The following is a 21,410-nucleotide window of genomic DNA, read 5'->3' as shown; positions in this document are numbered from 1 at the left end:
GTGGTATATATGATTAACATGAAGTAGGGAGCATTCAAGCTTTCGCTTTACTTTTGAACTTTTTCTAAATTTAAATTTTTATCCACTTGAAATTTCACTTTTCTACTTTTTTCATCCTCTTTTAATACAACCATTTTACGAGCCCTCTCCATAATTTCAATAAGAGCTTTATAGTCATCTTCCACAATTAACAAATTGTTTTGCAAAGCTTTTTTTTCTTTTTCCAAAATCGTTACTTTCTCTTGTAAACGTTCAATCTTTTGCTGCAGTTCTTCATTAGCTTCGAGAAGCTCCGACGAGTGTTTTTGCCCTTGATCTACATTTTCTAAATACTTAATTACCTCATTAAGCGAAATATGTTTCTCTGCTTCCATATATGATAAGCGTGCAGGCTGCTCGTCGTCTTTTGAAACAGTTCTTGCTTTTAATTCTTTTCTCTGTTTTTTCGCAAGGTCAATACCAGTCTTGTATTGTTTGCGCACAAAAGAATTCCAGCGGAAGCCACAAGCTGCTGATGTTCGTGTAAGTTTCTTCCCCACTTCTTCAAATGCAGCTAGCTGAGTGCCACCTTCACGTATATGACGCAGTACAATTTCTGCGAGTAATAAATCTTCATCATGAGTCCATGCATCTTGACGAGAAGAAGTCATTTTTCTATCCCTCCTTATCCGTACTTATTAAATGAATATGCACCTACTAGATAAGATAGACTATTGTTCCTCTTCTCAATCAAGAAAATCTTTCATATACTTTGAAGCAAAATGGGAAATCCGTGATTCTTTCATCTTTTGCTTATTAACTATATTGCTATGGAAATGCAGTTCATAACTATGTTTTTTTAACGATGACCTTTTGAACCGCTTCTTCATGCTCAGGCGATTCCCACAATATCGAACAGCGATGAATTTCTTGTTCCATTCGATTCCAAACCCGGCTTTGCTCCCATTTCTCAATAGCGATTTCTTTGTAAGCTTGCAATACTTGGGTCGATTTATGAGTAATAGGAGCTAACCACTCCTCACACCTCATAGTTAGCTCTTTAAACGATGTAACATAGGAAAGAAATCCAATTTGCTTTGCTCGTTCTACTCCATACAGCTGAGCACTGTAGATCATTTCCATCGCTTCTTGATACCGCAGCTTTTCAAGAAGAATGGTTCCTCCTCCCCAGCCTGTTGTAATTCCTAAATTCCCTTGAATAAAGCCCATTTCGCTATGTGTTGCACTTATACGGAAGTCACATGCAATCGCAAGCTCACATCCCCCCCCAACCGATGTTCCATTCAAAAGGGCAACTGTTGGTTTTGGGAGCGTTAAAATTTCATAAAGAATTCTCCCCATTTTCGTTAACATTTGAGACGCCTCTTTCGAAGTCTTTAGCTCATGAAATACGCTTAAATCTCCTCCACTGCAAAATGCGTCTGAACCAGCACCTGTAATTACAAAAGCTTTTACTAACTGATTATGTTTCACATAATCTACAGCTTGCTGCAGTTCATTCATCACATCATAATCAATGGCATTACGCTTTTCAGGGCGATTAATCACAAATGTAGCAATGCCTTGGCTTGTAGTAAACAGCTCGCTTTTTTTCATGCTTTTTCCTCCTTATGGACAAGGTATGAATCCTTTTACAACAGTAATTGTTTATTTAAAAAGAGTTCTTGTTCTATAAGAAAAATCCTTCTCTTCCAAAGGGTAGAGAAGGAAAAAAGGCAAAAAAAATAAAAGACCCTTTAAGAGGGTCTTTTATTTAAATAAGCAATTATTTGCTTACTACGTCATTTCCTTTGTAAGTACCACAAGCTTTACATACGCGGTGTGATAGTTTCATTTCACCACAATTTGGGCACTCTACCATACCAGGAACTTGTAATTTAAAGTGCGTACGACGCGTTCTTTTCTTCATTTTAGATGTTCTTCTAAAAGGTACAGCCATTATTCCCACCTCCTTAAAAGAATTTTAAAATCATATGAAGGCCCGAAAGCCGGATCTTCGCATTTTTATTTCTTTTTGTCTTTAAAGAAATTTTCGAGTACGGCTAAGCGGGGATCTACTTTTTCCTGCTGTTCTTCTTCGGTAACAACTTCCCAGTCTTTTCCTGACTGTGGAGCTGCTCCTGCCGCTTGCTGATTTTCACTAAATACCTGCAGAGGAATTTCAACAATAATTAACTCTTGAATCAAAGGTTGTAAATCAACCGTTTCTCCCTCTACAATGCGTACTTCAGCATCTTCTTCATAATCAGCATTCACATTCAATAAAAACGTTTCAGTTGCGTTAATTTCAAACGGATACGGAACGTCAACTAATGTACGAGCACAAGGCAACGTCATTTCTCCTGAAATTTTAAGGTGAAACGTTACTTTCGAAGAGCTAATGTCGGCTCTTCCTTTCACGTTTACATCTGACATTCTACGAATTTGAGGATCAGCATTCATAAACTCTTTGCCGTCAATCACTTCGTCAAATGTTAGACCTTTATTTTGCAACTGATACAATTGATGTATTGTCCATTTCATTGTTAATCACCTCAAGGCAACAAAGGTTATTATAGCTTTCACAAGATTATTTGTCAATATTTTTTCTTTACACTATAATGTACTTAAATATGCTTTTTTGTAAAAATTTCTTACTTTCATAAAAAAACGTTTTTAAAACAAAGAGCTAGACTAAAAATAATAAATTAAAAGGAGACATTATGCAAGCAGTTGGAATAATTGTCGAATATAATCCTTTTCATAACGGACACGCTTATCATTTGCAGCAAGCCAAACAACAAACCGGAGCAGATTGTGTGATTGCTGTGATGAGCGGGCACTTCTTGCAGCGCGGAGAGCCTGCTCTTGTATCGAAATGGTCCCGCACAAGAATGGCTTTAGCCGCTGGTGCAGACTTAGTCGTTGAATTACCCTATGCTTTTTCTACTCAAAAAGCTGAAACATTCGCAAGCGGCGCTATTTCTATTTTGGAATCCCTTCACGCTGACTTTGTATGCTTTGGCAGCGAAAATGGCAATATTGACTCATTTACCCGCACCGCTGATTTGCTCGAAGCTCATGAATCAGAACTATCTGCCTTAATTCAACAAGAGATGAAAAAAGGAAACAGTTATCCAAAATCAGCTTCCAATGCTTTCTTACAGCTTTTCACGGAGGCTCCTATTGATCTATCTCAGCCAAATAATGTGCTTGGAATGAGCTATGTAGCTGCCATAAAAAAACAGCATGCATCTATTAAACCATATACAATCACTCGAATTCAATCACATTATCACGATGATTCCCTGTCTTCCTCTTTTATTTCAAGCGCTACAAGCATACGTAAAGCTATTTTTGACAGCAGCAGCTATGGGGACCTGGGCAGGCATATGCCAGTTAGTACAGCAAATGAATTAGCAGCTTACAAACAAGCACACGGACAGTTTCATCATTGGGAGCACTATTTCCCATTTTTGAAATACAAATTATTAACTACTCCACTTTATGACTTACAGCGTATTTATGAAATAGAAGAAGGTATTGAACATCGACTGCTATCTTATATTTCTTCATCTACTTCATTTGAAGATTTTTTAACAAATGTTAAAACGAAGCGATATACGAGAACCCGTTTACAGCGCATGTGCGTTCACCTTTTAACCAATACAACAAAAAGTGAGATGCAACAAGCTGATCCTTATATTCGCTTATTGGGAATGTCAAAGACCGGACAAGCCTATTTAAAAACAATTAAGAAAAAGCTGTCCCTTCCTATTGTATCCACTGTATCGCAATGTAAACTAAAAGAAATTGATACCGATATTAAAGCGACACATGTTTATAGTATGCCGTTTCAGGAGCCTCTGCGCTCTCAGTTTATGAAACAAGAATATACGCAACCTCCTATCATTTGGCCATAAAAAAATCGTCTGCAAGAGACGATTTTTTTATGGTTTCAGCTTTTCTAAATAGGTTACGGCATCCGAAAATGAATCTACGGGTACAATTTTCATATCACTGTTTATTTTTTTGGCTGTCTTCACTGCTTCTCGGTAGTTAGAGCCAGCAGCCCCTTTTTCATTTGGTGCAAAGAAAATCTCTGCTCCTTCTTTATCTGCGGCTACAATCTTTTGTGAAATACCTCCGATTGGTCCTACCTCTCCTTTGTCATTGATAGTCCCTGTACCTGCAACGCGGTGGCCTTTTGTCATGTCCTCTTTAACAAGCTGATTATAGATTTCAAGTGAGAACATCAGTCCCGCTGAAGGCCCTCCTATTTTTTCAGTATCAATATGTATATCGGGCTTGACTTTTAATTCTTGGTTCGTTTCTAAGGCAATTCCTAGGCCTACTCGTTTCGGCTCGTCAGGAAATGCTTTAACTTTTAGAGTATGTTTGCTTTCTTTGCCATCTCTTTTTACATAAATTGATACTGAATCTCCTGCTTTTTTAGTCGATACGTAGTTGATTAAGTCCTCAGCAGTTTGAATTTTTTTCTCATCTACTTTTGTCACGACATCTCCAACATGAAGTTTTCCATGTGCAGGCATATTTTCTACAACATATGTAACATATACGCCTTTATTGTGGTAGGAAACGCTCTTTCCAGCTGCTTCATATGCTACTGAAATAGCGGCATTTTTTGACGTATCCATCATATGTAATTGCCTTGTCGAGTAATCTTCATCGCTTTCACCCTGCTGCAAAATTTGCTTTGTAGGGAAAATTTCATGAAAGTCCTGTATTTTCGCAAGACCATATGAAAGAGGAGTTGCTCTGCCCATTCTTACAGTTGTAAGCATAAACGTCCCTTTTTCATGGTATCCATCTTCTACCTTAATAATAGGCGCAAGTTCTTCTGCCATTCCAGGCTTTGTAATGTAGTACGGCAATGGATAAAAACAAAGCATTGCCACCACTGCAATAACAGCCAAATATACCAAAATTCTAATTCTAGATTTCACTTTTTTTGTTCTCCTTCCAATGATCAATTGCTTGTAGAATAGAAGGCAACTGCTCATGTGCTGCTTGTTCACCAATTGACATCATTTCTTGAATGTTTGTAAATGCTCTGGAACTAAAAGTATCGAGATTAGGACGAATCATAACGTCTGAAGCAATAGTTCGGTGAGCTACTAGCTCATCTTGCAAAATATCTAAACTTTGCATAATGACATCAAAAATGGAGCTGATTTCTGCATTCACTTTCGCTTTTGATACATCGACTCCAATGACAATATCAGATCCCATCTCTTTTACAACCGATACAGGAATACGGTCCACTACCCCGCCGTCTACAAGCAATCGCCCATCAATTACTTCGGGAGCAAAGATTCCTGGAATTGAAATACTTGCTCTCACCGCTTCAGCGATAGGTCCTTTTTTAAACACCACTTTCTCGCCTGTTTTCAAATCTGTCGCTACAATGGCAAACGGTATAGATAGCTGTTCAATGGTTCTATTTTGCGTAAAGGTGCGAACCAACGATTTTACTCTGTTGCCTGTAATAAATCCCATTTTTGGCACGGTAAAATCCAAATAATACTTTCGTTTGAACGTTAGCGCCATTTTATAAAGAGTTGTCAGTTCAATACCCGACGCATATAGTGCACCAACTAAAGCTCCCATGCTGCTGCCAGCTAGAAAATCAATAGGAATGTTATTTTCTGTTAGCGTTTTGATTACTCCTAAATGTGCAAAACCTCTAGCTCCACCTGAGCCTAACGCAACTCCTATTTTTGGGCTTTCCACTTTACCTGCCCCCTCGTTTTACCTTATAGACTTCTAAAAATGTAAAAACATTTGATGAGCTTCTCTATCATTGTTGCCCTGTCTTCGGTAGGACTATTCTTCATTTTCTATTTGTTCATTTAGTATGAAGCTAAAGATATGTTTTGCTCAATCCACGGTGGTTATTAAGCATTATACTATACTGAAGGTTGTTTTAAGAAATTCTTACTCTTCGCTTGCTGCGTATACGTTTTTTTACTCCTTGACTATCCTAGAAGTGCATTGATTTATGTATATGAATTGTATTTCCAAATGTGACAAGACGCCTTTTTATTCAGTATGAATTTATTTTCTCCTTACTCATAGGCATAAAGTCGATGCATAGCTTCGTATATTGATATATAGAAGAACTTGTACATTTGCCTAAAACTCCTCATTTCATTCGTATCAAAATGACGTGAGCTTAGAAAAGGAGATGAATCGTTCGTTGAATAAATCGATGGTGAAAACACTTCTGCTCGGGACGAGCGTAACGCTTCTCGCTATTGCGCTTATTGTATATCCAAAAGAAGCGCTAGAAGGTTCAGTAAGAGGTCTCAACACATGGTGGAAGGTCGTCTTTCCTTCTCTGCTGCCCTTTTTTATTGTTTCAGAAATGCTTATTGGGTTTGGCGTAGTGAAGTTCATTGGAATCTTATTAGAGCCGTTTATGAGGCCTTTATTCCGAGTACCTGGAGTAGGGGGTTTTGCTTTAGCAATGGGCATGGCTTCTGGGTTTCCTTCAGGTGCAAAAATCACTTCCCGGCTGCGCCAAGAAAAACAGCTAACAGCTATTGAAGCTGAAAGGCTCGTATCATTTACTAACTCATCTAACCCTATTTTTATTTTTGGAGCTGTGGCAGTTGGCTTTTTTCACAATCCAGCTGTCGGTATCATATTAGCTCTCTCTCATTACATAGGGAATATTTGTGTAGGACTGGTGATGCGGTTTTATGGATCAGCAAAACCTAAAGGACAAGTAATTCAAAAACCTTCTTTATCGTTAGCTTTTCACGAAATGCATAAAACGCGATTAAAAGATAAGCGTCCTATCGGGAAGCTTTTAGGAGATGCGGTTACTTCTGCAGTTCAATCTCTCTTAATGATTGGCGGTTTTATCATTTTATTTTCTGTATTAAACAAACTTTTATATGTGACTCATATCACGGCCGTTTTAAGCAGCGGTCTAGCTTATTTATTTTCCCTTTGTCATATAGGGACTGAGCTGAGCCTTCCCTTTATTTCGGGGCTTTTTGAAATTACGTTAGGAAGCCGCCTAGCAAGCGAAGCACCGGACACGCTGCTGTTTCATCAAATTATCATCGTTAGCTTTGTATTAGGCTTTAGCGGTTTCTCTGTTCAAGCACAAGTAGCTAGCATACTCGCCGAAACAGATATTCGATTTTTCCCGTTTTTTATTGCCCGAATTTTTCACGGCTGTTTTGCGGTAGTATTCACTATCTTTCTATGGGGTCCTCTTCGGGAATCCATTACTACTTTTCAAGCATCTGAAGGAGCACTGCCGGTTTTTTCTCACTTGGAGTCCGTTACGATTCTATCGCAGTGGCTAAACGTGTACGGCCCGCTCCTAACGATTTTTACGCTGTGCTGCTATATTTATCTATATTCAAAACGAGCGTTTCTTCATCGTTCCTAGTAAAAAAAGAACGTGACGTTTTCTTATCGGCAAAGAAAACGTCACGTTCTTTTTTATCTTATTTTTGAGACAGCTGTTCAAATTTTTCTGCAAGCGCTTCTCTAACAGGGGGAGGAACTAATTCAGAAATATTCCCGCCATATTTAGCTACCTCTTTTACAATACTAGAACTTAAAAACGAGTATTGATTATTTGTCATCATAAATAACGTTTCGATTTCTTTATCTAATACGCGATTTACAGATGTGATTTGCATTTCGTACTCAAAATCTGATACTGCACGCAAACCTCTTAAAATGGTCTTTGCCTGCTTTTCTTTTGCATACTCCATTAATAATCCGCTGTACGACTCTACTACCACATTAGGAAGTGATTTTGTTACTTCTTTCAGCAAAGCTACTCGCTCTTCCCCTGTAAATAGAGGACTTTTTGAGGAGTTATTTAAAACAACCACATAAATCGTATCAAATACATTTGCGCCTCGTTTAATAATATCAAAATGTCCATTCGTAACTGGATCAAAGCTTCCTGGACAAACAGCTATACTGCCCATACGTATCCCCTTTCTACATCTAACAGCTCATTGATTTATTCAACTGATTCTTCTTTCTTGTATGTATAAATAGAAACACCAATGATACCGTACGTTTCGCTTTTTATTTTTTCAAATAAACCAATCTCATTATCTAAATGTACATCATGAGAATGCTCCGCTACAATAATTCCTGTTTTTGTCAGAAGGTTTTCTTCACTTACCGTTTCGATAAGCGCTTTCAACTTTTGTGCTTTATACGGTGGGTCAAGCAAAAGTAAATCGACAGTCAGCTCCCTTTTCTTTATCGCTTTCAGTGCACGCTCTGCATCATTTCGATACACTTCAGCGCGGTCTTCTAACCGGCAGGATGCTAAGTTTGCTTTAATCGTCTGAATCGCTTTGCCATCCCGATCCACAAAAATGACTTTATCTATTCCTCGACTTAGAGCTTCAATTCCCAAGCCACCGCTTCCACCGAACAAATCAAGAGCTGTTCCACCTTCAAAAAACGGTCCAATCATATTAAAAATAGCTTCTTTCACCTTATCTGTTGTAGGGCGGGTTGAGTATCCTGGAACCGCCTTTAACGCATGGCCTTTATATAAACCTGCTACTACTCTCATCCTTATCACTACCTTACTTTTACTTCCTTATTCTTCATTATCCTAACATATTTTGAATTACAAAGACTAGCAAAAATCCTCAATTTATTCAATGCTGTATGCATTCTGTGCAATAACCCAGCAGCTTGCTTTTATGCTGGACTTTTACGACCGTCTCCTTAGATACACCTATGCAGATCATTCGGCATTTCGTTCATAAAAGATTTCCTTTACTTTAATATGTCATCATAAACGTAAATTTACCCTTTTTCTCTGTCATGTTATCAGTCTTTTATATTTTAAAAAGTGAATTTCACGAGACAGGTATATGAACGTTTAAAACGGACATACTGACTAGTAACAACATCATCTAACCGATGTTGTTGCCAACCGCGGAGAAGACTTACGTTTCCCCATAAGTTCTTCCTCCGGTTTCTCCTCTCCCTTTGCCTTCATCAAGGTGCTTGTAATCGCAGAGGTGATTACACCCCTTTATTGAAGGGCCCTACAATGAGTAGTTGTAGGGATTTTTTTATTTACTCCTAAAATATTCAGTGATACATTAAACTACGTGAGTTTGCTTTTTTAATACATAGAGGGGGAAATACATATGATTCAGCGTTTTATTGAGCTCGGAGAAGGGTATTCAGATATTTATGAGCTGTTAGAGATTGTCAAAAGCAACAAACATCGTCTTGCCCATCTTATTATGCTGCGAACAGTAAAAGAAGATCGACAAGTAGCTTCTTTTGTCGCTGTCTTGCATCCAACAGCTGAAGGGAATTTCCAACCGCTTTACGTTTGCCGAGAAGGAATTGTTTTAAAACAAAACGACAGCAAGCGCGTTGAGTTATTTAAACGAGCAGCTGAGGAAGCGGGAAAAGAAATTGTGGTACTCGATGTCAAACCATCTACTACCTTTCCAGAAACAGCACTATACTATCAGCACCTTATTGGCATTTTGCGAATGAACCGCTTTATTCCGCCAATGCAATAACCTCATCCCTGCCTATTCGTTTGCTAAGGCCAAGTAAAATAAAAAAAGGAATGTACATTACATTCCTTTTTTGTTTAAATTCCTATCTTATAGTCATATTCCTTCGCTTTATCCGGCTTTGAATTTTCGAATTCTGTTTTTAAAAACGGCCGATAAGAAGGATCTACTTTCTTCACAAAAGGTAGAGACTGAAGTTTATGGATTGTTTTTTCAATGCCATCTTGGTTGCAATATAAGACAACATACTTTAATTCTTTAGATACGTAATGTACATTTCCGTACTTTCGCAATGCTTTTGCTTGCTTAACAGAATGCACATACGCCACAATTCCTTGACGTTCAACAAACATATTTAGTTCCCCTTTTGCATACGTTATATTGGTTTTCTTTATCATAAATTCTTTTATATGAAGTAGGTGCTTTATGTATGAATTTAGATGATATCTGGATGCTCTTTCTTACTCATTTTAACGAGCACAGAGCTATTGAACAAGTCATTTTCAAAAAAATCACAAATATACCCTTTTTGTATATAAACACATCAATTGAGCGTAGAAAAATAGATGAGCTTCTAGAAGCTTCATCTATTTTTGCTACATCCAATACAAATGCTACGTGGCGCTCAAGTTTTGTCAGAAGTCAGCATCTTACTTATGTCTATCAGCACAGGTTTTACGTTCCACAGCGTAAAATGGCCTGCTGCGGAAATTCCTGTGCTGATTGCGTTCGATTTATACAGTGAACGGCTTATGCGCTGCACCCGCAGCTTCCACCAGATCCGCAGCCACCGCCGCAGCTGCTTCCCGTATCAAAAAACGGATTTCCCGTCGGTACTTTAACATGCTCTGAAACAGCTTGACCAAGGATAACGCTAATTTCATCAAGCAGTTTTTGCAATTCATTTTCTGCTTTTTTGAACGCAGCGATTGTCGCATGTAAATCAACTTGACGCTTTACATCACGTACTTGTCTCGTAATGGTTTTATAGTCAGGATGATATTTTCCAAATCGCTGAACATCCTCATACTGTTCCTTTATTTTCACAAATTGAGCAATTAATGCCTGTGCATGTGAATCTTTATTTAATCTATATAAACATTGACGATAGTTCTCGGCTACGTCTGATTGTAACACCATGTTCGCTACCTGATCAGACTCGTCGAGTAATTCAACAGTTCTCATTGTTGTCAGCATGGCTGTGCACCTCCGTTTTTATCTTATCACGTTTTGGATCTAAAGAAAAAGAACTTGCTAAAACAGATTACACTGATTTACTACAAGTTCTACTTTTTAACTATATAATTTCAACCGTAAAGGTATTCCTCACTTGATAACTTTCTTCTTTAGATTTCATCAGTTCAATCGTAACAGTATGAGATCCTTTTGGAAGATCACTTAAAACAAAGGCTGCTTGCTTCATTTCTTTAAATGGTTTTCCATCTACTGTGATTTGAAGGAATCCACTCTCTGTTGAAAATGAAAACCCGCTTAGAATACATTCGACGTATACGTTCTGTCCTTTCACATGCTGGTGTACCATCAGTGAAGGTTTTGTATTCATTGCACCAAACGTTTCAGCCGCCCGCGGTTGAGAGGAAGTTTTAGTCTCAGGTTTTGGTTTATCATGGTTGCATCCTAGCAGAGAAACTACACATAAGGCCGTCGTTAATAGTAAGCGCATAATACCATTCCTTTATCATTCGTTTCTCCATAGTGTTTACAAACTCTTTATTTTTACTCATGACGTGCAAAAATCTCTGCATCGCTATGTATGCAGAGATCATTGATTTTTCATGGATTGAAACATATGAAACATCATGTTTGCCATTTGAATCGAATTCGAAAACTTTTCAACTTTATGAGGAATGGTTTGTTTGTAGTAGTGTTTGGATTCTAATTCAAATTTCTCCAGTTCTTCAGGATTCCTAGATAAACGCCGGTACCACATTGGCTGTTCACGAACGAAGTCGTTGAGTTTAGGACGAGACTGCATATACTCGTATATATCTTTTCTCATTGCGTTTAATCTTTCCTAAAGCCAAATGGATTCCCTGGCCCGGAAGCTGCTCCTCCACCGGATGGCTTAGATGGCTGAAATTGCTGCAGTACTTGTTGAATATTCGAAATAGCGGAATTTACATTTGTGATATGATTTTGCATTTGATTCAAGTCCATGTTTTTTAGCGAGGATACAATTGTACCCATAATATCTTTTTTCTCCTCTGTGGCAGCAGCTGGTTCAGCCTTTTCACTTTCTTCTGAACGATATGCCTCCCACATTGGGTCTTCTGCACCGAATAAATACCAATCTTCATAAAGCTCTTTCCACGTTTTTTGCTGCTTTCGAACCTGTTCTACTAATTTGGGATGTGATTTTACAAATTGTTTAAATTCCACAACGGACGGATGAAGCTCTCGTTTGGTTTCCTTCACAGTCACTCACCTCATACTTAAATATAGCCTACTATATCTTAGAAAAAGAGAGCTCGTTTCGTGCGCCTATTTCAAAAATTTTTTATAGCTGTTTTTTTGAAGAAGCACGAACTGTGAACCAGTATGTAATGAAAATAGATAAAATGCTTAGCCAAAATGTAAAATAACCAATTTCAGACATATACGCATTGAGCATGCTGTATCTTGGCATCATAGAAAAAACGTAATCAATGATATCATTATGTACGGCCCATACAGCGGCAACCGCTACATGCCATAACTTAATCCGGTAAAACGGTACGTATAAAAGCCCTTGAAAAGCCATTGCTGCATGAGAAGCCATTAACATAAGCATCATCCAATCAATGTATCCTGTTAACACATAGACCAATACATTCATTATAACGGCCCAAATCCCGTATTTAAACAGCGTGACCATGGCTAAAGCTTCAAATAGTGAAAAATGTTTTCCGAGTAAAAGACCGATAAGTACGATAACAAAAAACAAGCTTGCCGTTGGACTATCAGGTACAAATAATAAAAACTTCTTAGGTGTTTCCGCTAATTGACTCCCATACCAAATATATCCGTAGATTGTTCCTAGTATATTTACAATCAGCAAAAGCGTTAAAAAACGCTTATCTTTTAAGGTATACCATAACCAAGCCATTCAGAAAGTCTCCTTTACATTTAATCTCTTCTTTATTATGTACAGTTTTTGGACAATAGCAAGCACCTATCTCATTGATATAAACCACAACATTAAATAAATTCAAAAAAACCAGCCTTTTGGCTGGTTTTCATTATTCTTTTCCTAAGTTTCCGACAAACTCCGAGAGCGTTTTCAATTCTTTATCTGAACCTTTGAAAACACCTTTTGGCATATTGCCTTTACCATTTTTTGCGATATTGGCGATTTCTTCAGGAGATAAATCAATTCCTGTTAAAGCCGGAGCCGCAGGGCCTCCCTGTAAATTATCACCATGACAGGTCAAGCACGTTTGCTTTTGCATAATTTTGTAGCCTTCTGAATTTTTGTCAATCGCTACTTCTTCTCTAATTTTCCCTTGCTCTTCACGTGCTTTCCAATCTACCTGTGTCGCTGACTGCCACGTTAGGAAAAAGACTGCTGCTATAGCCAGAAGCATGAATCCTGTCGCAAACGGTCTCTTAGCCGGTCTTCTTTCTGGTCCGCGATCAATGAAAGGAGCAAGCATTAATGCGCCAAATGCAATCCCAGGAATAATAAATGCACCTATAATATTATATGGACCAGAAGCAAATGAATATTTAAGCAATTGATATAGGAACAAAAAATACCAGTCGGGAAGAGGCAAGTACCCCGTATCAGTCGGATCGGCAATACGTTCAAGCGGAGATGGATGAGCGATGGTTAAACATAAATAACCAATTAAAAAAACTGCTCCTACCATCCATTCTTTTAGTAAAAAGTTTGGCCAGAATGCTTCTGTTTTCCCTGGAAATTCAGAGTAATCTTTTGGAATATTGGGTTTTCGTTCTGCAGGAACACGTGAATCTCCAACAAACTTCATCCCTTTACCACGATGCATGTTCTCCCTCCTTTTTCTCACTGTTCTAGTGAAAGTACTAACAACGGAGTATGTGCTTGATGCATATGATGACTAGTGTGATTGACTAATTGAATAAAGCGTATAAACTTTTATAGTGGTCCTGAAATTCCTTGTTTACGAATCATTAAGAAGTGGGCACCCATTAAGCCAAGCAGGGCTCCGGGTAAAAAGAATACGTGAATGGCGAAAAAGCGAGTTAGTGTTTGAGCACCAACGATGTCTGGATGTCCTGAGAGTAATGTCTTCACTTGCTGGCCTATAATTGGTGTGGATTCAGCAATTTGCAAACCTACTTTCGTTGCAAATAGCGCTTTCATATCCCACGGCAACAAATAACCTGTAAAACCTAAACCTAACATAACAAAGAAAATTAACACACCCACAATCCAGTTTAACTCGCGGGGTTTTTTGTATGCTCCTTGGAAGAAAACACGAAGTGTATGTAAAAACATCATGACGATAACCAAACTTGCTCCCCAGTGATGCATACCTCGAACAATTTGTCCGAAAGCGACTTCATTTTGCAGATAATAAACGGATTCCCATGCATTTTTTATATCTGGTACATAATACATGGTCAAAAACATGCCTGATAAAATTTGAATAACGGTAACAAAAAACGTCAATCCACCAAAACAATACACAAATGCTGAAAAGTGATGTGCAGGATTTACGTGTTCTGGCACTTCATGATCGGCCACATCTCGCCATAAAGGAGTAATATCTAGCCGTTCATCCACCCAGTCATAGATTTTATTCAACATTTTCTATGCCCCTCCTTGTGGTTTGGCTTTTCCTAGATATAACGTACCGCCTTTTACCTTTTGAACGTATACATCTAACGGTCCCATCGGTGGTGTCCCCGGTACATTTTTACCGCTTTTTTCATACATTCCCCCATGACAAGGGCAGTAGAAACGATGTGGATAGTTTTTGTCACCAGCCCAGTTAACCGTACAGCCTAAATGCTTACAAATTGGTGACAGCGCGACGATTTCACCTTTATCAGTTTTGTACACCCAAGCCGATCTTGGTTCTTCTGATTTATGCCACGCATCCACTTGCTTGATTTTAAAATCGACACGTTTCGGCTCTTTTGTAATGTCTTTAACCTGCGCTACAGCTACTAAATCCTGACCCGCTTCTTTTTCCAAAATTGGATCTACTGCAAAGCGCACCATTGGCATTAACATTCCAGCAGCCATAAATCCCCCTACACCAGTGAGCGTATAGTTTAAAAACTGTCGTCTTGATACCCGATCACCCATGCTTTTCCCCCCTTTAAAAAAGTTCAGTCCAGAGAATTTTGGACACATGATGGACCATTCTATTAAACTAGGACATAATCATGATATATTAATATTTCTGGAAGGTCAATACAATAAAAACCTAAAACATGGAAATAATCTTTATTTTTCTAAATTTTTCGTCATTATTTTGTTTGCGCTTCCATTGCTTATTCTACAGCCTTTTTAAACACTCCATTTCTCTACAAAAATCGGCAGGAGCTGTTGGACTTGTTCATGTATGAGCGTATACTTATGCGAGTCGTCTATATGCTCAAGCGGTAAAGCAGGTATCCAAATGCAGTGAGCCCCTATTTCTTTCTCATACTGCAGCCAATCTCGGTCGCTAGTAAGCACAAAAAGATGTTTGACTTCATTGTCATTTATATGCTCATTCCAACGAAGTAATGTTTCATAAACAGCAGCTACTCCATCTTTTTTTAAGTATGTAAAACTAGGTGTTAAAATCACTCTTCCTTTAAATTGTCTCTCTAACTCTTCAGTAAGAGCAGTCGTATATTCACTCATAGATGCAGTAAGCTTTAAATCTTCTCCGAAATCAATAGGAATGAGTGGAACCAATACAGTATCAACATAACTTTTGGATTGTAAATACACATCCATTTCCTTCGCCTGCAGCTTCAACTTTCTTCTCCTCTCAGCAAGCTTGCTAAGGCTTGTCTTATTTATTTTTCAAACTGAATAAGGAGATAAAAAAAGAGATTGACCTTTTTCTAAGAAGCTAGCCAATCTCTCGTTTATCTACTGTACATAATGGTTATTTAAATATTCGCTTAAGCGCTGAAATTCCTCTTTATCATTTTCATCTAATGCTTTATCAATTAGTTCCATGATTTTTGATCGTTGAAATTTCTGAATAGATTCTTCCAATATTTGCTCAGCTAATACTCTGTCTTTTTCATTTGTTTGATTAGCTTTTGGCATATACGGATTGTCTTCCAGTACAGCCACATATTGAGGCGATGAATACAACGATCGGAAGTTTAATTGAATATAAATGTCTTCTTCTCGATTCAAACGAATATCATGAAATGATTTTTCTGCATCGGTTGTCATGATATTTTCTTTATAAAAACGAAATGGAGGGTCTTCCACACAGTGCGTAGACATCACCATCCCGCGAGGACAAAACTGTGCTTGCTCAACGAAGTGAACTCGTTTCATCAATTGATCATGGCTCATCAAATAATTTAAAATCCATACACATTCTCTGCGCTTCAGCTGATAATTCGTTAAAAACCAGCGAACAAATTCTTTTTTCTCGTTGACAGTAACAGGGGTCGTCATATTCTCACTTCCCTCCTCTGTGTTTAAACTCTCAGTTAAAACACCTTTTACAGTTATTTATTCCACACGGCAGCAATAAAATCCTCTGAACTATTATTTATTCTTCTAATTGAAATAATATGTCTTGAATTTCATCTACTGTTGGATCCATGGCTAATAAAGCTTGGAAAATCCCCTTCGCTTTCGAGCGCTGTCCTTCTTCTAATAAGAAATAGCCATACTCTTCTAAAAACGCATACTCTTCTTTAAAAACAGTATATGCAGATTCGTAGTATTTTAGCGCTTCTTCATAATTTTCTAATTCCTGATAAGCTTTTGCTAAATCCCATTCAAAATGAGGATCATGCTCATTATATTCTTTGGCATGCTCGATATTCTCTACTACATCTTCATATCTCTCTTGACTCATATAAAGTTTAGAGAGAGTTAAAATAGCTTCAATGTACCCTGGATCTAGTGCAATCGCTTGTTGAAACGCCGATTCAGCCTCTTCTTCTAGACCGCGCTTTAATGCTATTTTACCTTTAAAAAAGTAAAGTTCTTTTTGAAATTCATCCTGCGCAATACCTTCGTTGACAGCCACCGCAGCCTCTTCTAGCATCTCTTCATGTTCATATGACTTTGCTAAATATAAATAAAGAGAATGGTACTCACGGTCTAACTCTTTTAGTTCTGTAAACTTTTCAATAGCGGTCTGATAATGACCTGCTTGATACGCTGAAATCGCATATTCAAATAGTGTGTTAATCTCAAGCTTATCTTTTAACGCTTGATCAAAGTAAGGAAGCGCTTCTTCGAACTGGCCGATACCTGCTAGACTTTCAGCTAATCGCTGACGAAGATCCGTACCGTTAAATTCTTTTTCTGTTTTTAGCAGCGTTTGATAAAAAGGAATTGCCTTTTGATAAATTCCTTGACTGCTGTAAAATTCACCGAGCCCAAAATCGATAACCGGCTCATTTGGAAGCATTTTTTTCGCTTCCATTAACTTTTGCTCACTTACTTCACTAAGGCCTTGCATTTGATATAAGTCAGCTACAAGAAGCAGAGCTGGCACGTAATTATCGTCTTCGCTGCTAATTTGATTTAAAATATGAATGGCTTCTTCTTCTTCTTCTAAATCAATGAGCATTTCAGCTTTTAATAAATACAGCTCGCCTTCTTCTGGGTATTTAGCGATGAGCTCGTCTATTAAAGGCAGCGCATCATTTACTAGTCCCCACTCCTGCAGCTGTTCAGCCATTAAAAACTTTTCTTCGTCTGTAGCTTTATCTTTCAATTCATGAATAAGGGCAAGACCTTTTTCAATTTCATTGGATTCTACGTAACCTATCGCGCGGTCTAGTTCTTTCACACACAATTCTCCTTTATTATTACATTCACTTTTTATATAAAAATAAAACGAATTAATTTTCTATTTTTCCAAACTCGAAGCAAGAACACATGCTTCTATACACAATGATAAAATAGTTTGAGCGTTTGTTCAACAAATCAATTTGAATACGCTTACATTTTTTTAGGTAAAAACGAGATTGAGACATGAAACCTTCGTTCACCATCTCAATAAAAAATCCGAACGAGTTTGATTTTTCATCAACAATATCAATTCCTCGTTCGGATTTCCCTTCAACCAAAATACGTTTGTTCCAGCCTCTTCCTTATTGGCTTAGCTCATCAAGATCTTCAAAAAAAGTAGGGTAGGAGACGTGAATGGCATCACTTCTCTTTAGCGTTACCTCTCCCGTTGCAATGGCTGCTGCGACCGCAAGCATCATTCCAATTCGATGATCTCCGTAGCTGTCTACTTCACCGCTTCGCAGGGCCGTCTTGCCTTCAATGATGAGGCCATCAGCTGTTGGCGTAACAGAGGCACCCAGCTTGCTTAGCTCGGTTGCAACCGTATCGATACGGTTCGTTTCTTTTACTTTTAGTTCTTCCGCATCTTTAATCACCGTTTTCCCAGTTGCCTGAGTCGCCAAAAGAGCGATTACCGGAATTTCATCAATTAAACGAGGAATTAAATCGCCCCCAATTTCAATCCCTTTCAACTGAGACGTTTCAATCGTCAAATCGCCAATAGGCTCTCCATTTTGAATACGTTCATTGGAAATTGTAAGGCGTGCACCCATTTGCTGAAGCACATCAATAATACCTGTTCTTGTAGGATTGAGTCCGACGTTTTTCAAAACGATTCGGCTGTTTGGAACAATGGCTCCTGCAACAAGAAAGAATGCAGCTGAAGAAATGTCTCCAGGGACGTACACATCCGTTCCGCGCAGGGATTGTCCCCCTTCAATACTTACAGTCGTTCCATCTACCTCTACGTCTACTCCAAATGCGCGAAGCATACGCTCGGTATGGTCGCGTGATGTAAAAGGCTCGGTTACTTTTGTTGTGCCTTCGGCATGAAGTCCCGCTAGTAAAATCGCCGATTTTACTTGTGCACTTGCTACAGGAGAATGGTAATGAATTGCTTTTAATGCTCCTCCTCTAGTAGATAAAGGCGTATATTGGCCATGCTCACGCCCATCAATCTTTGCACCCATAGAGCGCAGCGGCACCGTAACACGGCTCATTGGACGCTTGGCAATCGACTCATCTCCAATTAGAGACGTATGAAATGGCACACCGGCAAGAATCCCCAGCATTAAACGAGTAGTTGTTCCTGAATTTCCTACATCTAAGATGGAAGTAGGTTCACTTAATCCTTCGATACCTTTACCTTCCACTTCGACATACTCGCCTTCTCTTTTAATCGATACGCCCATCTTTTCAAAACAAGAGATAGTACTTAAGCAATCTTCACCTGCTAAAAAATGATTAATCGTAGTTTTCCCTTCTGCCATCGCTCCGAACATCACAGCTCTGTGAGAAATCGACTTATCCCCGGGAATAGAAATTTCTCCTTGAAGAGATGAAAGATTCGTTTTTAATGGTTTTCCACTCATTTCATTCACACCTTTCGTACATTAAGAAATAAACGTCTGATATTGATGCTGATGGAGACACGCTCTTGCCCGCTTTCTATCTTCCTCTGTTTGAAAGCTCAAACGTAATACTCCGTATATATCTTCTCGTGTTTCTAAAATTCGAATGTTTGTAATACTGATTTCATCTTCTGCTAAATAACCGGTTACTTCTGAGATAATACCCGGATAGTCAGGAACATCCACATAGAGATCATAAAAGGATGGAATCGCTCCTTTGGTTCGTACAGGAAGCTGATCTCTAAATTGTTTCGCTTGTGAAAAATATGTATAGATATCATTCGCATCTTTTCGTTCGATCATATTTCGCACGTCGTTCATTTCTTCAAGCCAGTGGTCAAACATTGAAAGAAGCGCATCCTGGTTATGAAGCAAAATATCTCTCCACATCGCTGGACTGCTTGAAGCAATACGTGTAATATCACGAAACCCTCCAGCCGCAAGCTGCGAAACTAGCTGATTGTCTTGTTGGTAATATTCTGCTTGATGAACAAGGCTTGCAGCAATAATATGTGGAAAATGGCTAATGACACCTGCTAATTTATCATGTTCTTTTGGTGACATTACAATAATTTTAGCTTTTGTACCACTTAGCAATTCCTTTAAGCTTTTTAAAGCCTCCGAAGAAGTAGAAGATGAAGGTGTTAATACATACATTGCATTTTCAAATAAATGAGCTTTAGAAGCAGCTACTCCGCTTTTATGAGACCCCGCCATTGGATGACCCCCGATAAACTCAATGCCTTTAGAAATAAGAGCCTCGGCTGTCTTCACTACTTCTTCTTTTGTACTTCCTACGTCTGTTACGATGACAGACTGTTTGAGCGTAAAATGTTCGAACTGTTTTAGCACTTCCGCTGCTTGGGTGACCGGAATGGCAATAACAATATAATCCGCTTGCTCAGCGCCTTGTTGCAAAGAAGAAGCCGCTTGGTCAATTACGCCTAGAGTTTTAGCGAGCTCCAGCTGCTCTTGATTAATGTCAAAACCTATTACATCAAGATGATGATGCGTCTTTTTTATATTAAGTGCAAGAGATCCTCCAATTAATCCTAGGCCTATAACAAAAACATTTTCTTTCACTTTCCTTCACCTCATTGTGCATATGAAGATGAGAGTGTGAAATCACACTCTCATCTTTTACTATATTAGGTATTAAGCTTTCGCCGTTTCTTGGTTAACAAACTGCTGAAGCAATTCAATGATTTGTTCATTTTGTTCTTTTGTTCCCACCGTAATACGAACGGAAGTTGGGAAGCCTAATGCATTCCCTGAACGAACGATAAATCCGCGCTCCAATAAAAATTGAAACACTTCATCGCCTTGACGGCCAAAATCAATTAGAACAAAATTAGTGAAAGAAGGATAATAGTTTAAGCCATTCTTATCACAGAAAGCATAGTACTGCTGCAAACCTGCTTCATTTTTCTTTTTGCACTCTTCAATGAACGCTTGGTCTTCAAGAGCAACGATTGCTGCTTTTTGAGCCATGCGGCTTGTATTAAAAGGTTCGCGAGCCGGCTCAATTTTTTGTAGCAATGATTCGTTTGCAATACCGTAACCAATACGCAAAGAAGCTAAGCCGTATGCTTTTGAAAATGTGCGAAGTACAATTAAGTTTTCGTATTCATTCAAAAGCTCTACCGTATTCGGATAGTCGGCTTGGTCTGCTACATACTCAAAATACGCTTCATCCATAACGATTAACGTATGCTTAGGAACTTGCTTCATAAAGGAAATTAACTCATCGCCCTTCACATACGTTCCCGTTGGGTTATTAGGACTGCATACCCATACAATTGTCGTATTTTCATCAATTGCACGAAGCATAGCATTTAAATCATGATCTCCGCCGCGCAGCGGTACTTCACGAATTTCTGCACCTTCAATCACGGCATTGTGCTTATATTGAGGAAATGATGGCGTTGGCATGACAGTGTTTGTATCAGCCGATAGTAAAGCTCGGCAAATAATTTGAATGACTTCATCAGACCCATTTCCAAAAATCAGCTGATCTTGCTCTACACCTACGTGTTTTGCTACTGCTGCACGCAGTTCAGCTGCATAACCGTCTGGATAAAGCGCCATATTTTCAATTTCTGCAGCAATCGCCTCTTTTACTAAAGCAGAGCTGCCGTAAGGATTTTCATTGGATGCTAATTTTACAACGCGATCTAAATTAAATTCACGCTTCACTTCTTCAATTGGCTTACCTGGTTTATATGGAGATAAAGTCAGTAATTGTTCTTTTACCTTCACCGT

General features: G+C 38.5%; 27 protein-coding genes. 4 read left to right on the top strand and 23 right to left on the bottom strand.

The annotated features are described in order from the left end of the window. Nucleotides 1-47 precede the first annotated feature (47 nt). From ACH6EI_RS03065 to ACH6EI_RS03050, 4 genes are all read right to left on the bottom strand, one after another. A complete protein-coding gene (locus ACH6EI_RS03065) occupies nt 48-650 on the bottom strand; it encodes an RsfA family transcriptional regulator (RefSeq protein ID WP_028411482.1) in 603 nt (200 codons plus the stop codon). Between the two features lie 178 nt (nt 651-828). After that, a complete protein-coding gene (locus ACH6EI_RS03060; RefSeq protein WP_028411483.1) occupies nt 829-1,596 on the bottom strand; it encodes an enoyl-CoA hydratase/isomerase family protein in 768 nt (255 codons plus the stop codon). 169 nt (nt 1,597-1,765) lie between these two features. Continuing rightward, complete coding sequence (gene rpmF, locus ACH6EI_RS03055; RefSeq protein WP_013058976.1) at nt 1,766-1,939, bottom strand: 50S ribosomal protein L32; 174 nt, start codon at nt 1,937-1,939, stop codon at nt 1,766-1,768. A 65-nt stretch (nt 1,940-2,004) separates the two neighbouring features. Continuing rightward, on the bottom strand, nt 2,005-2,523 hold the full coding sequence (locus tag ACH6EI_RS03050) for a YceD family protein (RefSeq protein ID WP_014458367.1): 519 nt from the start codon (nt 2,521-2,523) through the stop codon (nt 2,005-2,007). A 179-nt stretch (nt 2,524-2,702) separates the two neighbouring features. Here ACH6EI_RS03050 and ACH6EI_RS03045 point away from each other — a divergent pair, with 179 nt between their 5' ends. Next, nucleotides 2,703-3,902 carry a nucleotidyltransferase gene (locus tag ACH6EI_RS03045; protein WP_099331257.1) on the top strand — a complete coding sequence of 400 codons (1,200 nt, stop codon included), beginning with the start codon at nt 2,703-2,705 and terminating at the stop codon, nt 3,900-3,902. Nucleotides 3,903-3,929: 27 nt separating this feature from the next. On the opposite strand, the gene ACH6EI_RS03040 is transcribed toward ACH6EI_RS03045, so the two are convergent. Both ACH6EI_RS03040 and ACH6EI_RS03035 read right to left on the bottom strand, forming a co-directional pair. After that, nucleotides 3,930-4,946, bottom strand: coding sequence for a SepM family pheromone-processing serine protease (locus ACH6EI_RS03040; protein WP_028411485.1), 1,017 nt, complete (start codon nt 4,944-4,946; stop codon nt 3,930-3,932). Beyond that, nucleotides 4,936-5,733 (bottom strand): patatin-like phospholipase family protein, encoded by a 798-nt coding sequence (locus tag ACH6EI_RS03035; protein WP_099331258.1) that lies wholly within the window; start codon nt 5,731-5,733, stop codon nt 4,936-4,938. Before ACH6EI_RS03035 ends, ACH6EI_RS03040 begins: the two co-directional genes overlap by 11 nt. Nucleotides 5,734-6,199: 466 nt before the next feature. On the opposite strand from ACH6EI_RS03035, the gene ylbJ reads away from it, so the two are divergent. Next, nucleotides 6,200-7,408, top strand: a complete 1,209-nt coding sequence (gene ylbJ, locus ACH6EI_RS03030; protein ID WP_033579758.1) for a sporulation integral membrane protein YlbJ — start codon at nt 6,200-6,202, stop codon at nt 7,406-7,408. Nucleotides 7,409-7,466: 58 nt separating this feature from the next. Here the strand turns inward: ylbJ and coaD are convergent, their stop codons facing one another. Together coaD and rsmD are read right to left on the bottom strand one after the other, a co-directional pair. After that, nucleotides 7,467-7,961: a pantetheine-phosphate adenylyltransferase gene (gene coaD, locus ACH6EI_RS03025; protein ID WP_013058982.1), complete on the bottom strand. Its 495-nt coding sequence runs from the start codon at nt 7,959-7,961 to the stop codon at nt 7,467-7,469. Nucleotides 7,962-7,996: 35 nt separating this feature from the next. After that, nucleotides 7,997-8,566 carry a 16S rRNA (guanine(966)-N(2))-methyltransferase RsmD gene (gene rsmD, locus ACH6EI_RS03020; RefSeq protein WP_099331259.1) on the bottom strand — a complete coding sequence of 190 codons (570 nt, stop codon included), beginning with the start codon at nt 8,564-8,566 and terminating at the stop codon, nt 7,997-7,999. A 589-nt stretch (nt 8,567-9,155) separates the two neighbouring features. On the opposite strand from rsmD, the gene ACH6EI_RS03015 reads away from it, so the two are divergent. Beyond that, nucleotides 9,156-9,542, top strand: coding sequence for a DUF7147 family protein (locus ACH6EI_RS03015; protein WP_013084871.1), 387 nt, complete (start codon nt 9,156-9,158; stop codon nt 9,540-9,542). Nucleotides 9,543-9,616: 74 nt separating this feature from the next. On the opposite strand, the gene ACH6EI_RS03010 is transcribed toward ACH6EI_RS03015, so the two are convergent. After that, nucleotides 9,617-9,892 (bottom strand): YlbG family protein, encoded by a 276-nt coding sequence (locus ACH6EI_RS03010; RefSeq protein WP_013058985.1) that lies wholly within the window; start codon nt 9,890-9,892, stop codon nt 9,617-9,619. A 77-nt stretch (nt 9,893-9,969) separates the two neighbouring features. Between ACH6EI_RS03010 and ACH6EI_RS03005 the strand changes: the two genes are divergently transcribed. Continuing rightward, the gene (locus ACH6EI_RS03005) at nt 9,970-10,284 is read left to right on the top strand and encodes a hypothetical protein (protein WP_033579757.1); all 315 of its coding nucleotides are present in this window, start codon (nt 9,970-9,972) and stop codon (nt 10,282-10,284) included. 5 nt (nt 10,285-10,289) lie between these two features. Here the strand turns inward: ACH6EI_RS03005 and ACH6EI_RS03000 are convergent, their stop codons facing one another. The 14 genes from ACH6EI_RS03000 to hisC form a co-directional block, all read right to left on the bottom strand. Then, a complete protein-coding gene (locus ACH6EI_RS03000) occupies nt 10,290-10,736 on the bottom strand; it encodes a YlbF/YmcA family competence regulator (RefSeq protein WP_099331260.1) in 447 nt (148 codons plus the stop codon). 100 nt (nt 10,737-10,836) lie between these two features. After that, nucleotides 10,837-11,223 carry a carbohydrate-binding protein gene (locus tag ACH6EI_RS02995; RefSeq protein WP_033579756.1) on the bottom strand — a complete coding sequence of 129 codons (387 nt, stop codon included), beginning with the start codon at nt 11,221-11,223 and terminating at the stop codon, nt 10,837-10,839. Between the two features lie 99 nt (nt 11,224-11,322). Continuing rightward, on the bottom strand, nt 11,323-11,559 hold the full coding sequence (locus ACH6EI_RS02990) for a YlbE-like family protein (protein ID WP_013058988.1): 237 nt from the start codon (nt 11,557-11,559) through the stop codon (nt 11,323-11,325). Nucleotides 11,560-11,564: 5 nt separating this feature from the next. Beyond that, entirely contained in the window at nt 11,565-11,975 is a 411-nt protein-coding gene (gene ylbD / locus ACH6EI_RS02985) for a YlbD family protein (protein WP_033579755.1), read from the bottom strand. Between the two features lie 82 nt (nt 11,976-12,057). Beyond that, entirely contained in the window at nt 12,058-12,645 is a 588-nt protein-coding gene (gene lhaT / locus ACH6EI_RS02980) for a lipoprotein heptaprenylglyceryl N-acetyltransferase LhaT (protein ID WP_028411492.1), read from the bottom strand. Between the two features lie 133 nt (nt 12,646-12,778). Further along, a complete protein-coding gene (locus tag ACH6EI_RS02975; RefSeq protein ID WP_028411493.1) occupies nt 12,779-13,546 on the bottom strand; it encodes a menaquinol-cytochrome c reductase cytochrome b/c subunit in 768 nt (255 codons plus the stop codon). A 110-nt stretch (nt 13,547-13,656) separates the two neighbouring features. Continuing rightward, nucleotides 13,657-14,331: a menaquinol-cytochrome c reductase cytochrome b subunit gene (qcrB, locus tag ACH6EI_RS02970; protein ID WP_013058992.1), complete on the bottom strand. Its 675-nt coding sequence runs from the start codon at nt 14,329-14,331 to the stop codon at nt 13,657-13,659. A gap of 3 nt (nt 14,332-14,334) precedes the next feature. Further along, entirely contained in the window at nt 14,335-14,835 is a 501-nt protein-coding gene (locus ACH6EI_RS02965) for a QcrA and Rieske domain-containing protein (protein ID WP_013058993.1), read from the bottom strand. A gap of 204 nt (nt 14,836-15,039) precedes the next feature. After that, nucleotides 15,040-15,498, bottom strand: coding sequence for a YpiF family protein (locus tag ACH6EI_RS02960; RefSeq protein WP_028411494.1), 459 nt, complete (start codon nt 15,496-15,498; stop codon nt 15,040-15,042). 117 nt (nt 15,499-15,615) lie between these two features. Next, nucleotides 15,616-16,161, bottom strand: a complete 546-nt coding sequence (locus tag ACH6EI_RS02955) for a ReoY family proteolytic degradation factor (RefSeq protein WP_013058996.1) — start codon at nt 16,159-16,161, stop codon at nt 15,616-15,618. 97 nt (nt 16,162-16,258) lie between these two features. After that, entirely contained in the window at nt 16,259-17,521 is a 1,263-nt protein-coding gene (locus ACH6EI_RS02950) for a tetratricopeptide repeat protein (RefSeq protein ID WP_205689540.1), read from the bottom strand. Nucleotides 17,522-17,819: 298 nt separating this feature from the next. Further along, on the bottom strand, nt 17,820-19,109 hold the full coding sequence (gene aroA, locus ACH6EI_RS02945) for a 3-phosphoshikimate 1-carboxyvinyltransferase (protein WP_034270869.1): 1,290 nt from the start codon (nt 19,107-19,109) through the stop codon (nt 17,820-17,822). Between the two features lie 21 nt (nt 19,110-19,130). Further along, a complete protein-coding gene (locus ACH6EI_RS02940; protein WP_099000468.1) occupies nt 19,131-20,231 on the bottom strand; it encodes a prephenate dehydrogenase in 1,101 nt (366 codons plus the stop codon). Between the two features lie 72 nt (nt 20,232-20,303). Continuing rightward, nucleotides 20,304-21,407 carry a histidinol-phosphate transaminase gene (hisC, locus tag ACH6EI_RS02935; RefSeq protein WP_099000469.1) on the bottom strand — a complete coding sequence of 368 codons (1,104 nt, stop codon included), beginning with the start codon at nt 21,405-21,407 and terminating at the stop codon, nt 20,304-20,306. Nucleotides 21,408-21,410: the final 3 nt, after the last annotated feature.

The organism is Priestia sp. JSM ZJ58 (assembly GCF_044383985.1).
In the GTDB taxonomy this organism is placed as follows: Bacteria; Bacillota; Bacilli; order Bacillales; family Bacillaceae_H; genus Priestia; species Priestia zanthoxyli.
The sequence above is the reverse complement of the archived record's forward strand: the minus strand, read 5'-3'. Positions and strand labels throughout refer to the sequence as shown.